The 12597-nt window shown below is 67.8% G+C and carries 12 protein-coding genes and 1 tRNA gene; 9 read left to right on the top strand and 4 right to left on the bottom strand.

Annotated features, from left to right (window positions below; all coding sequences use genetic code 11):
• The first annotated feature begins 146 nt into the window (after nt 1–146).
• Nucleotides 147–989, top strand: coding sequence for a hypothetical protein (locus OCH239_RS20035; RefSeq protein WP_037266940.1), 843 nt, complete (start codon nt 147–149; stop codon nt 987–989).
• A 362-nt stretch (nt 990–1351) separates the two neighbouring features.
• Here OCH239_RS20035 and OCH239_RS20030 read toward each other — a convergent pair whose 3' ends face one another.
• Genes OCH239_RS20030 through tsaD form a run of 3 tightly spaced genes read right to left on the bottom strand, consistent with a single transcriptional unit; the run spans nt 1352 to nt 3138 of the window.
• The gene (locus OCH239_RS20030) at nt 1352–1774 is read right to left on the bottom strand and encodes an EVE domain-containing protein (protein WP_037266937.1); all 423 of its coding nucleotides are present in this window, start codon (nt 1772–1774) and stop codon (nt 1352–1354) included.
• The gene (locus OCH239_RS20025) at nt 1774–2043 is read right to left on the bottom strand and encodes a YciI family protein (RefSeq protein WP_037266929.1); all 270 of its coding nucleotides are present in this window, start codon (nt 2041–2043) and stop codon (nt 1774–1776) included. The genes OCH239_RS20030 and OCH239_RS20025 overlap by 1 nt, the downstream gene beginning before the upstream one ends.
• Before the next feature lie 18 nt (nt 2044–2061).
• Complete coding sequence (gene tsaD, locus OCH239_RS20020) at nt 2062–3138, bottom strand: tRNA (adenosine(37)-N6)-threonylcarbamoyltransferase complex transferase subunit TsaD (protein WP_157577988.1); 1077 nt, start codon at nt 3136–3138, stop codon at nt 2062–2064.
• Nucleotides 3139–3255: 117 nt separating this feature from the next.
• Here tsaD and OCH239_RS20015 point away from each other — a divergent pair, with 117 nt between their 5' ends.
• From OCH239_RS20015 to OCH239_RS20000, 4 genes are all read left to right on the top strand, one after another.
• Complete coding sequence (locus OCH239_RS20015; protein WP_037266924.1) at nt 3256–3984, top strand: uroporphyrinogen-III synthase; 729 nt, start codon at nt 3256–3258, stop codon at nt 3982–3984.
• 59 nt (nt 3985–4043) lie between these two features.
• The gene (locus OCH239_RS20010) at nt 4044–5843 is read left to right on the top strand and encodes a COG4223 family protein (protein WP_037266921.1); all 1800 of its coding nucleotides are present in this window, start codon (nt 4044–4046) and stop codon (nt 5841–5843) included.
• Between the two features lie 12 nt (nt 5844–5855).
• The gene (locus OCH239_RS20005; protein ID WP_037266918.1) at nt 5856–7379 is read left to right on the top strand and encodes a heme biosynthesis protein HemY; all 1524 of its coding nucleotides are present in this window, start codon (nt 5856–5858) and stop codon (nt 7377–7379) included.
• A 48-nt stretch (nt 7380–7427) separates the two neighbouring features.
• Nucleotides 7428–7503, top strand: a tRNA-Thr gene (locus tag OCH239_RS20000).
• Nucleotides 7504–7616: 113 nt separating this feature from the next.
• Here OCH239_RS20000 and OCH239_RS19995 read toward each other — a convergent pair.
• Nucleotides 7617–8312 (bottom strand): GntR family transcriptional regulator, encoded by a 696-nt coding sequence (locus OCH239_RS19995; RefSeq protein WP_051489654.1) that lies wholly within the window; start codon nt 8310–8312, stop codon nt 7617–7619.
• Nucleotides 8313–8582: 270 nt separating this feature from the next.
• Between OCH239_RS19995 and OCH239_RS19990 the strand changes: the two genes are divergently transcribed.
• The 4 genes from OCH239_RS19990 to OCH239_RS19975 form a co-directional block, all read left to right on the top strand.
• The gene (locus OCH239_RS19990) at nt 8583–9932 is read left to right on the top strand and encodes an ABC transporter substrate-binding protein (protein ID WP_037266915.1); all 1350 of its coding nucleotides are present in this window, start codon (nt 8583–8585) and stop codon (nt 9930–9932) included.
• A 67-nt stretch (nt 9933–9999) separates the two neighbouring features.
• On the top strand, nt 10000–10977 hold the full coding sequence (locus OCH239_RS19985) for a carbohydrate ABC transporter permease (RefSeq protein ID WP_037266912.1): 978 nt from the start codon (nt 10000–10002) through the stop codon (nt 10975–10977).
• A gap of 12 nt (nt 10978–10989) precedes the next feature.
• Nucleotides 10990–12147 (top strand): carbohydrate ABC transporter permease, encoded by a 1158-nt coding sequence (locus tag OCH239_RS19980; protein WP_037266909.1) that lies wholly within the window; start codon nt 10990–10992, stop codon nt 12145–12147.
• A gap of 46 nt (nt 12148–12193) precedes the next feature.
• Nucleotides 12194–12597, top strand: a 404-nt coding sequence (locus tag OCH239_RS19975) for an ABC transporter ATP-binding protein (RefSeq protein WP_037261937.1), incomplete at its 3' end; no start/stop codon positions are given.

Below are 12597 nucleotides of genomic sequence, written 5' to 3'. Positions count from 1 at the left end.
CCCCGGGCCGCGGGAACCCGCGGTCCGGGGCGCATAGATTGCGCAATTTTCGGCTGATTCAAAACATTTATGCGCCGCGGGGAAACTTTTCGGCGGGTTTGACGCTTTCTTGGGCAGAACCTGCGTGACCAAGGAGGACACGACCCATGAAGCTCAAGGCCCTGATGATGAGCGCCGCCACCGCAGCATTGCTGGCAGGCGCCGCGACCGCCCAAGACGATTCCGACAGCCAGGCGGAGAATTCCGCTGAGACCGCGGCCGAAGAGGCCGGCGACGCCGCTCAAGCCGCAGGCGAAGCAGCCGAGCAGGCCGGCGAAGAGGCCGCTCAGGAAACGCAGGACGCAGCTCAGGATGCCGAGCAGGCGGCCGAGGACGCGGCTGACAGCGCCGAGACCGCCGCGGAGGACGCATCCTCCGAAGCCAGCCAGGAGATGGACGAAGCCGAATCCGAAATGGAAGGCGAAGGCTCCGGAGAGCAGGAGCAGCCGACCTCCCTGGCCGAGATGACCGTCGGTGACGTGACCGGCATGAACGTGTTCGGCCCCGAGGACGACCGCATCGGCGAGATCGACTACGTGATCGACCGTGGCGACGGCCCGGAAGCCATCATCGGCATCGGCGGTTTCCTCGGTCTCGGCGAATACACGGTCGCCCTGCCGATGGACAACTTCCAGCTGCAGCAGGATCCGGAAGGCTTCGGGATCGACACCGATCGCGAGACGCTCGAGCAGCAGCCCGAGATCGACGAATCCGAAGTTGAGGCGCTTCCGGACGACACCATGATGTCCGATCTGATGAGCGACACCGGCGCTGAAGGCGCGACCGGCGGCAGCGCCATGGACAGCGGCAGCACCTCGGGTGACGCGGCATCCGGTGGCGACATGTCGTCCGGCAGCTCGGACAGCGGCTCGAGCATGGACAGCTCCGGCTCGGGCGGCTCGGACATGGAAGAGACCGGGTCCGACACCGAGGAGAACTCGGGCAACTAAGTCCGGACGTTCCATAGCCATTCGGGAAAAGCGCGCCAGCCGGCGCGCTTTTTTCGTTTCGGCCCGCCAATAACGATGGGTATCCCGGCGAACCCTTGAATTATAAATAGTTTCCCTTGGACAGGGATCTGCCGGGTGGTGTATAGCTTCCGCATCGCCAGAAGCTGCGATCTTGCGGTTGCCCGACCGACGCGAAGCGACATCGGGACACGTGTGGATCGGTATGCGGCGAACTCCCTTTCCCGACACCGGCCCGGACCAACGATCCGTCCTGAATGTGGGAGTTCGGGGCTGAACGATCGTCTTGTGGATGTAGTGGGTGAGTTCCGGGCCCTCGGCATGCGCCGTGGGCCCGAGCCGCTTCAGGCGGGGTCGATCCCGGCCATGCCGCAGACGATCCGCCATTCCTCTTCGGTCACCGGCTGCACCGAGAGGCGTGAGTTCTTGACGAGGACCATGTCCGAGAGGCTCGGCTCCGCCTTGATGTCGTCGAGGGAGACCGGGACGCGGGCGGGCTGCACCGCCTTGATGTCGACGCATTCCCACCGCTCGTCGTCGGTGGTGCTGTCGGGATGCGCCTCGGCGATCACCTCGACGATGCCGACCACGGCGCGCTCCTTCTGCGAGTGGTAGAAGAACCCGCGGTCGCCGACCGACATCTCGCGCATGAAGTTGCGGGCCTGATAGTTGCGCACCCCGTCCCATTCCTCGCCCGCGTCGCCTTTTGCGACCTGATCGTCCCAGCCCCAGGTCGAGGGTTCGGACTTGAAGAGCCAGTAGCGCATCAGCCGATCACCTTCTTCCACTCGACGAGCTCGACCGAGCCGAAGAGGCCGGCCTTGGCATAGGGGTCGGCCTCGGCCCAGGCATGGGCGGCGGCGAGGTCCGGCACGTCGAGGATCACGAGCGATCCGGCCATGTCTCCGTCCACGATCAGCGGGCCGGCCTGCGCGACGATGCCCGTCTCCTCGATATAGGCGAGGTGGGCGTCGCGGTTGGCCTTCCGGGTCTCGAGGGCGTCCGGCCTGTCACGGGCGATGAGGGCGACGAGCATGTGTTGGATCTCCTTGGGTCAGGCCTTGGCGCCTTTCTTGCCGTGCCCCACGAGGGGCGCGGCGGCGGTGTCGAGCGGCCATCGCGGCCGCGCGGCGAGGGTCATGTCCGAGGCGCGTCCCGCCTCCATCAGCTCGCCCCCGGCATAGGCGATCATCGCCGCGTTGTCGGTGCAGAGCTTCAGCGGCGGCGCGGTGAAGACGACGCCCGCATCGGCGCAGACGTCGCGGAGCGCGGCGCGCAGGCTCCCGTTCGCGGCGACGCCGCCGGCGACGGCGAGGGCGGGCTGCGCAGGGTGCTCGGCGCGGTAGAGGGCGAGCGCGCGGCGGGTCTTTTCGGAGAGGACGTCGCGCACGGCAGCCTGGAAACCAGCGCAGAGATCGGCACGGTCCTGGCGCGTCAGGCCGCGCTGCGCGGCGACGAGCGCGTCGCGCTGGCGCAGGATCGCGGTCTTGAGGCCCGAGAAGGAGAGATCGCAGCCGGGCCGGTCGAGCAGCGGGCGCGGAAAGGCGAAGCGCGACGCATCGCCGTGTCGCGCCTCGGTCTCGACCGACGGGCCGCCGGGCTGCGCGAGCCCCAGAAGCCGAGCGGTCTTGTCGAAGGCCTCGCCCGGCGCGTCGTCGATGGTGCCGCCGAGGCGGGTGAAATCCTCGGGCCCGCGCACGATCAGGAACTGGCAATGCCCGCCGGAGACCAGCAGCATGAGGTAGGGATAGGCGAGATCGTCGGTCAGCCGCGGCGTCAGCGCGTGTCCGGCGAGGTGGTTCACGCCGATCAGCGGCTTGCCCGAGCCCGCGGCGAGGCCCTTGGCCATCATCACGCCGGCGAGCACGCCGCCGATGAGGCCCGGGCCCGCCGTCACCGCGATCGCGTCGACCTCGCCCAGCGTGAGATCCGCCTCGCGCAAAGCCTCGGCGACCACGCCGTCGAGCGTCTCGGCATGGGCGCGGGCGGCGATCTCTGGCACGACGCCGCCATAGGCCGCGTGCAAACCGCCCTGCCCCGCGACGACCGAGGACAGCACCTCGCGGCCGCGCAGGATCGCGGCGGCGGTGTCGTCGCAGCTGCTTTCGAGGCCGAGGATGGTGCGGGGCATCGGCGGGGTCCGTTGCGTCAAGGCGTATCGGCAGGTAGCACCAAGCGTGGGCGCCCACAATGCCGGGCCCCGCCGAGGACAGGCCGCCATGACACCCGCCCGCCCCCAGAGACGCCGATGACGCGGCCCGTGCTCCTCCTCACCCGGACGGAGGCGGCCGCGCTGCGGTTTCACGGACTTCTGGCGGAGGCGCCCGCGCACGATCTGATCGTCAGCCCGCTCCTGTCGATCCGCTTTCGGGGAGCCCTGCCCGACATTCCCGCCGGCACGATCCTGCTCCTGACCTCCGCCAACGCCGCCCGGGCCTATGCCGCGCTCGGCGGATCGCCGGCCTTGCGGGCCTATGCGGTCGGCGAGGCGACGGCCGCGGCCGCGCGGGAGGCGGGGCTCGCACCGGAGAGCGTGGGCGGAGATGTCGAGGCGATGCTCTCGCGGCTTCTGGCGGACCGTCCCGACGCACCGCTCCTGCACCTCCGCGGCGCGGAAACGCGGGGCCGCCTGACGGAACGTCTGGCCGAGGCAGGCCTCGCCGCGAGCGAGGCGGTGACCTACGATCAGGATCTGCAGCCATTGTCCGCCGAGGCGCGGAGCGCGCTCGACGGCGCCGTGCCGGTGGTCGCGCCGCTCTTTTCGCCTCGCACGGCGGAGGCCTTTGCGGGGGGGCGCCCTTTCGCCGCGCCGCTCTACATTGCGGCGATGAGCGACGCCGTGGCCGACGCGGCGGCCGAGGCACAGGCGGAGAGGGTGTGCGTTGCCGACGCGCCCGATGCCAGGACGATGGCGCGCGAGACGGTAGCCCTCCTGCGCCATGCCGCGGCGCTTGAGGCAAGGAATGGGGCCGAGTAAGGTCCATTGGACGACAGAACGCCCCGAGGGGCGCAAGGGATTCGAAGGGGACAGCCGACGTGGCAAAGAGGCGCAGACCGACCACCAGCCGGACCACCCGGTCCGACGCCACCCAGGACCAGACGCCGCAGGATCTCTCGGCAGGCGAGGACACCGTCGACGGAGGCGCGACCGAGCCCGAAACGCCGACAGACGCGCAGGATGGCACCACGCCCTCCGAACCCGAGGACCAGACCACGGCCAGCGCGCCCGAGGCGACGCCCGGAGCCGACGAGACCTCGTCGGAAGAACCCGGTCGGGGCACCGGCCCAGAGAGCGTGAGCGAGGCCGACGCGCCGGCCACCGGCGAGGCCCCGCGCGACGCGACCCGTCCGGGCTGGGCCGCCGACCGTGCCGACGACGACGGAATGCCGCCCGTAGGCGAGACCGAGGCGACACCGGATGCGGCAGGCGCGCCGGGCCCCTGGACCTCGGGCGACGACACGGCATCCACCACCGACGGCGACACGATCAGGCCCGACACGGGCGATTACAGCGTGACCCCGGTCGATGACGGCCTCTCGGCGCAGGGCGAGGCCGCCTCCCCCGTCCCGGAGAGCACCGAGGGGTCCGATACCCTGCCCGGCACCGCCTCGGACGAGACGCTGTCTTCCGGCCGGTCCGAGGACACCTTCCGCGGCAGCGGTGCGGCCGCGACAGGCGCTGCCGCCGCGACGGCGACGCCCGCCGCGCGCGACAGGGTGGTCGAACGCCGAGGCGGGTTCTTCCCGATGCTGCTCGGCGGGGTCGCCGCGGCGGCGATCGGGTTCGGCCTGTCGCAATATCTCGGCCCGAACGGCTGGCCGTTCTCCGGAGGCGACAGCCTCTTCGAGGACGAGACCCGCACGGCGCTCGGCGAGACGCAATCCGGCCTCGAGGACACCCGCACCGGGCTCGAGGATCTGGGCGCACGGCTCGATGCCATCGAGGGCAATCTCGGAGACGCCGATTTCGGCGAGATGCAGCAGATCGTCGCCACGCTCACCGGCGCGGTCGAGGAGATCCGCGCCGAGATCGAGGGGCTCGACGCCGCGATCACCGCGATGGACGGCACCGCCGGCACCCTCGCCGACCGCGTCACCGCGATCGAGAAGGCGCCGATGGAGGATGCCGTCTCGCCCGAGACCGTCGCCGCCTACGAGCGCGAGCTCGAGGAGCTTCAGGCGCGGGTCGCGGAGCAGAACGCCGCCGGCGAACAGGCCGCCTCGGACCGCCAGGCGCAGATGGAAGAGGCCTTCGCGGGCATGCAGGCCGAGATCCAGCAGCAGCGCGCCGAGATCCAGGCGATGGTCGACGAGGCGCAATCGGCGGAGCAGGACGCGGAGAGGCAGGCGCAGCTCGCGACCCTGCGCGCCGCGGCCGCGGATCTTCTGACGGCGGTCCGCACCGGCGATCCCTATGCGGACGCCCTGCAGCCGCTCTCGCAGGCCGAGAGCGTGGAGGTGCCCGAGGCGCTGTCCGGCCCCGCCAATGACGGCGTGCCGACACAGGCCGAGCTCGCCCAGAGCTATCCCGATGCCGCGCGCGCCGGCCTCGCCGCCGCCCGCAGCGAAGAGGGCGGCACCGGCCTGCAGGCCTTCATGGCGCGCCAGCTCGGCGCCCGGTCGGTGACGCCCCAGGACGGAGACAGCGCCGACGCCATTCTCAGCCGCGCCGAGGCCGCCGTGAACGGCGGCGACGTGCAGACGGCGCTCGACGAGCTCTCCGCCCTCCCGCAAGCCGCTCAGGACGCCATGTCCGACTGGATCGGACAGGCACGCATGCGGGCCGAGGCGGTCGCCGCCGCCGACGGTCTCGTGCAGGAACTGAACCAGCAGTAAAGGTCGCCGCACATGCTTTGGTCTCTCATCAAGATCGTCATCTTCGTCGCGGCGGTCGCAGCCCTGACCCTCGGGGCCGGATGGCTCATGGAATCCACCGGCGGGGTGATGATCACCGTCGCGGGCACCGAATACACCTTCGGCCCGCTGCAATCGGTGCTCGCGCTGATCCTCCTCGTGGTCGCGCTCTACGTCGTCTTCAAGCTCGCCTCGCTGCTCGTCGCGGTGCTGCACTTCATCAACGGCGACGACACCGCGATCTCGCGCTATTTCGACCGCAACCGCGAGCGGAAGGGCTACGAGGCGCTCGAGGACGGCATGGTCGCCCTCGCCGCCGGCGAGGGGCGCCTTGCGCTCGCCAAGGCTCAGAAGGCCGACCGCTACCTCGACCGGCCGCACATCACCGACCTGCTGACCGCGCAGGCCGCCGAGCTGCAGGGCGACCGCAAGAAGGCCGAGGCGAGCTACAAGAAGCTCCTGACCCACGACAAGACGCGCTTCGTCGGGATCCGCGGAATCATGCACCAGCGCCTTGCCGAGGGCGACACCGACACCGCGATGCAGCTCGCCGAGCGCGCCTTCGCGCTCAAGCCCAAGCACGAGGAGACGCAGGACATCCTCCTGCGCCTGCAGGCCGGACGGCACGACTGGAAGGGCGCGCGCAACACGCTCAACGCCAAGCTCAAATACGGCGCCCTGCCCCGCGACGTGCACAAGCGCCGCGATGCGGTTCTGGCGCTCTCCGAGGCCAAGGACGTGCTCGACGAAGGCAAGACCATCGAGGCGCGCGAGGCCGCGATCTCGGCCAACAAGGGCTCTCCCGACCTCGTGCCGGCGGCCTCGATGGCGGCGCGCGGCTACATCGCGAACGGCCGCAAGAAGAACGCCGCCCGCATCCTCAAGAAGGCCTGGCAGCAGGAGCCACATCCCGATCTCGCCGCCGCCTTCGCCGAGATCGAGCCCGAGGAGGATCCGGCCAAGCGCCTGAAGCGCTTCCGCACGCTCACCTCGATCAATCCCGAGCACCGCGAGACGCGGCTCCTGAACGCCGAGCTGCACCTCGCCGCCGAGGATTTCCCGGGCGCCCGCCGCGCCATCGGCGATCTGCCGGAGAAGGAGCCCGATGCCCGCGTGCTGTCGATCATGGCGGCGATCGAGCGCGGCGAAGGCGCCTCCGACCGGGTGGTCCGGGGCTGGCTCGCGCGGGCGCTCACCGCGCCCCGCGGCCCGGCCTGGATCTGCGACAATTGCAACACGGTGCATGCCGACTGGGTGCCTGTCTGCACCCATTGCGAGGCCTTCGACACGCTGAGCTGGCGCACCCCGCCGCAATCCGAGGTCACGACGCCGGTCGGCGCCGAGATGCTGCCGCTTCTGGTGGGCGACGACGGCCCCGCCGCGAGCGATCTGCCCGCCGCGTCCTCCCCCGCCGAGCCGCGTGCGGCGGATCTCGAGGAGAGGTCCGGGGAGGATACGATCGAGGCGTCCTCTGCCGATACGGAAACCCCTGAGGGGACCAAAGAAAAGGCCAGCTGACCCCTTTTCCCCTCCGCGAGGCGGTGCTAAGAGCCGCCTCACTCCGGCGCCGGTGTAGCTCAGCTGGTAGAGCACGTCATTCGTAATGATGGGGTCGTAGGTTCGAGTCCTATCACCGGCACCAGATCTCAAAGCAAAACCCCCGGAAGCCAGACGCTTCCGGGGGTTTTGCTTTTGTCCGCCACAGTATTTGCTCCGCAAACCTCCCGCCAATGACATGACGGGAGATGAAAGAGATCAGGACTTGCTGGCGCCGACCTCCAGGGTCCGATCGTCGGTGCTGTCCCGGGACAGGGTCATCTGCTCCACGATGTGGCGGCCCGCGCCTGCGATGTGATGGCGCATCGCCTCTGCCGCCCCGGCTTCGTCCTGGTCCCGGATCCTGTCTATGATCTGCCTGTGTTCGGTCAGGATCTGTTTCTGACGGCGCAGCGACATCGGGTATTGCCGGCTGACCGCCGACAGGATCTCGCGGTATCGCCACCACAGATCGAAGGCGTGGCGGTTGTAGTGACGGTCGTAGATCGTGCGATGAAACATCTGGTCGAGGCGGGCATGTTCTTCAGGATCCGCGAAGTTCAACGCCTCGATTTCCGCCTGGATCGTCTCCAGACGCGTCAGATCCTGAGGTCCTGCGATGCCGACGAACCACGCCGTCATCGACGGCTCGAGCAGGACCTCGATCTCGTAGATGTCCCGCACGAAGGTCTCGTCCATGCGCCGCACCCGCGCGCCGCGATTGGGCAGCATGTTCACGAATCCCTCTCCGCGCAGCTGCTGGAGAGCTTCGCGGATCGGGTTCGTGGAGGTGCCGAGATCCTTGGCGAGCTGGGACACCTTCAGACGCTCGTCGGGCTGGAAGCGCCCGGCGATGATCGCGTCCCGTAGCCGGGAATAGACAGTCGCGTGGTCGCTGTTTTCCCGAAGTGTCATGCGCTTAGGCCCGTTTCGACAGTGAATGAGTGTTGCACGGGGTCCAGGCCCCGGCAAGTCGCGGCTCTCTCTCAGTACATCATCAAATTTAAATCGTACATTATTATTGAGGTAAAATGTGCGATATGCCATCTTCTGGCGAGGGTGGAGGCAGTCGGAGCGTCGCCTGCCGACGCAGGGCGACATGCGGAGAGCATGCCGGCCGAGGGCAAACTCCCAGGCCCAATTGGACAGACGCGCCCAGTGCCGGCGCGAAGATTGGAGGAAGACATGAGATCTCATCTTGCAGCGAGCGTTGCCGCGCTCGGGCTTTTTGCCGGGGCCGCGCACGCGCAGGACCTGAAATTCCCCATCGGCGAAGGCCCGTTCAGCTGGGACAGCTACACCGAATTCGCGGACGCGCACGATTATTCCGGTGAGACGGTGTCGATCACCGGTCCGTGGACCGGCCCGCGTGCGGCGCAGTTCGAGGCGGCCATCGCCTATTTCGAAGAGGCGACCGGAGCGAGTGTGAATTATTCCGGCTCGGACAGTTTCGAGCAGGATATCGTCATCTCGGTCGAGGCGAATTCCGCACCTAACATCGGCGTCTTCGAACAGCCGGGCCTCGTGGCCGATCTCGCCGCACGCGGGCAGATCGCCGCGCTCGATACCGAGACGGCCGACTGGCTGAGCGAGAACTACGCCTCGGGGGACAGCTGGGTCGGGCTCAGCTCCTTTGCCGGCGCCGAAGGCGACAAACAGCTCTTCGCCTTTCCCTACAACATCGACCTGAAGAGCCTCGTCTGGTATTCGCCGCTGGCCTTCGAGGATGGCGGCTACGAGATCCCCGAGACGATGGAGGAGCTCAAGGCGCTCACTGCGCAGATCGCCGAGGATGGCGGCACGCCCTGGTGCATCGCGCTCGGATCGGGTGCCGCGACCGGCTGGCCAGGCACCGACTGGATCGAGGATCTGCTGCTGCGCACCGCCGAGCCCGAGATCTACGATCAGTGGGTCACGCACGAGATCGCCTTCGACCACCCCGACGTCATCGCGGCCTTCGAGGAATTCGACTGGTTCCTCAAGGACGAGTATCTGAACGGCGGCCGCTCCAACTCCGCCACGGCGGATTTCCGGGACTCGGGCGCCGGCCTCTTCGCGGTGCCGCCCGAATGCTACATGCTGAAGCAGGGCACCTTCATGCCGTCCTTCTTCCCCGAAGGCACCGAAGTCGGGCCCGATGCCAGCTTCTTCTACTTCCCGTCCTACGCGGAGAAGGATCTCGGCGATCCCGTTCTCGGCGCCGGCTCGCTCTTCGCCGTGACCGAGGACAGCGAGGCGACCCGCGGCTTCATCGAGTTTCTGAAGACGCCGATCGCGCACGAGGCGTGGATGGCGCAGTCGGGCTTCCTGACGCCCTACGGGGCGGCCAATGCCGAGGTCTTCCCGAGCGACGCGGACCGCGAGCTGAACGAGATCCTGACCGACGCGACCGTGTTCCGCTTCGACGGATCTGACCTGATGCCGGGCGAGATCGGCGCGGGTGCGTTCTGGACCGGGATGGTCGACTTCATGACCGGCGACGATGCCGAGAGCGTCGCATCCGACATCGAGGATCGCTGGTCCTCCATCGACTGACGATCCCCTCGGGCGGACCGCGCATCGCGGTCTGCCCTCCTGTCCGAACCAGCAAGCGGAGAACGACATGCCCCCGGTCCTTCAGGGTCTCCTGACGATCGCAGTCGGTGTTGGCGGCTGTATCGGATATTTCTATCTCGCGAACTTCATCGTCGATGCGGTGATCTTTCCGGCCAAGGGCCGGAACGCCAACGCGAACCTGCGCCGCGCCGATGCGGTGCGGCCGTGGCTGTTCCTGTTTCCGGCGCTGTTCCTGCTCGTGCTCTACACCTGGTATCCGGTCGTGGGCTCGTTCATCCGCTCGCTCTACGACCGCGCCGGAGACGACTTCGTGGGCCTGTCGAACTACGCCGCCATGTGGCGCGAGGGCGGCCAGCGCGCGTTCCTCAACAACATGGCCTGGGTCGTAATCGTCCCGGCGATGTCCACCTTCATCGGCCTGATCGCCGCACAGCTCACCGACAAGATCGGCTGGGGCAATTTCGCCAAGTCGCTGATCTTCATGCCGATGGCGGTCAGCTTCGTGTCGGCCTCGCTGATCTGGAAATTCGTCTACGCCAACGACCCGGATATCGGCATCATCAACGCGGTGCGCTATGCCCTCGGCGCGGACAGCACCGTGGATCCGCTGCAGATCCCGATCTGGAACAACTTCTTCCTGATGGTGATCCTCATCTGGATCCAGACCGGCTTCGCGATGGTCATCCTCTCCGCGGCGCTCCGGTCGGTCCCGGAAGAGACGGTCGAGGCGGCGATCATCGACGGGGCGAACCCGTTCCAGATCTTCTTCCGCATCCAGGTGCCGCAGATCATGTCCACGATCCTCGTCGTGTGGACGACGATCACCGTGCTCGTGCTCAAGGTCTTCGACATCGTCTACACCATGACAGGCGGGAATTTCGACACCGAGATCCTGCCCAGCTTCATGATGGATTTCATGTTCCGCGACGACGGGCGGGCCACCGCGGTCGCCTTCGTCATCATGGTCGCCGTGGTGCCGGTCATGTGGTGGAACATCCGCCAGGCTCGCTCCGAAAAGCGCTGAGGGAATTATCAGATGACCAATATTGCCGGAAAACGAGCGCCCCTAGTCTGGGCCATGCATGTCGCGGTGTTCCTGCTCGTCGTCATATGGCTCGTGCCGACGGTCGGGCTTTTCGTCTCGTCGTTCCGCGACCGGGACCAGATCACCGTGTCCGGATGGTGGGAGGCCCCCTTCGCGGTGGAGAATTCCGGCTACGGGCGGACCGATGCGGATGCCGCCCTGCGCGAGGGCGACATCTGGGTCATCGAGGGCAACATCCTCGACAGCGCCGGAGCCGAAGGGCAGTTCGGGGCGGATGCGGATGTCCGGCTGGTCGCCTTCGGAACGTCGCTCCGCCGACCGTCGGAATTTCCCGCCGGCGAGGTCGCGTCGACCGAGGACGGCGAGCGGTTCCGGGTCGAGGCGGATGGCACCTATCGCGTCGAATTGCCCGAAGATCCCGGCGACAGGGCGCCGCGCATCTATTTCACCGCGCAGACACCCCCGTCCTTCACGCTTCAGAACTACGGAACGGTGCTGACGGCGGCGGGCATGGACCGCGCCTTCCTCAACACCCTCACGGTCGCGATCCCGTCCACTGTCATCCCGATCCTCGTTGCGGCCTATGCCGCCTATGCGATCGCGTGGATGGATTTCCGCTTCCGGAACCTGATCCTCGCCGCCATCGTGGGAGCGCTCGTCGTGCCGCATCAGCTTGCGCTCGTGCCGCTGCTCCGGCTGCATCAGGCGGTCGGGATCGGCCAGTCCTTCCTCGGAATCTGGCTGGCTCACAGCGGCTTCGGACTGGCGCTCGCGATCTACCTTCTGCGCAATTACATGGCCGGTCTTCCGCGCGACATCATCGAGAGCGCCAAGGTCGACGGAGCGTCGGACTTCCAGATCTTCCGCCGGATCGTCCTGCCGCTCTCCTTCCCCGCCCTGGCGGCCTTCTCGATCTTCCAGTTTCTCTGGACCTACAACGACCTGCTCGTGGCGAAGGTGTTCCTGCCATCGAACGAGACGTCGCGGGTGATGACGGTGAAGATCGCCGACGACCTGCTCGGCTCCCGCGGCGGCGACTGGGGCATCCTCGCGAGCGCCGCCTTTGTGTCGATCGCGGTGCCGCTCGTCGTGTTCTTCACCATGCAGAAATATCTGGTGCGCGGGCTGCTGGCGGGGTCGGTGAAATGATCGCTGCGCCGGAAGCCACAGCACGCGCGCCCCAGGAGGACAGACAATGGCGAACCTGAAGCTGACGGATGTGGAGAAGACCTACGGCGGGACCGTGGAGGTTCTCAAGAACATCGATCTCGAGATCGAGAAGGGCGAGCTCGTCGTCTTCGTCGGGCCCTCGGGCTGCGGCAAGTCCACGCTGCTGCGGATGATCGCCGGGCTCGAGAAGATCACCGGCGGCACGCTCGAGATCGACGGGCAGGTGGTCAACGACGTGCCCCCCGCGCAGCGCGGAATCGCCATGGTCTTCCAGTCCTACGCGCTCTATCCGCACATGACGGTGCGCGACAACATGAGCTTCGCGCTCAAGATCGCCAAGAAGTCCAAGGAGGAGATCGAGGCCTCGGTCAGCAAGGCGGCGAAGATGCTGCAGCTGGAGCCGTATCTCGACCGCCTGCCGAAGGCGCT

Source organism: Roseivivax halodurans JCM 10272 (assembly GCF_000521785.1).
Taxonomy (GTDB): domain Bacteria; phylum Pseudomonadota; class Alphaproteobacteria; order Rhodobacterales; family Rhodobacteraceae; genus Roseivivax; species Roseivivax halodurans.
The sequence above is the reverse complement of the archived record's forward strand: the minus strand, read 5'-3'. Positions and strand labels throughout refer to the sequence as shown.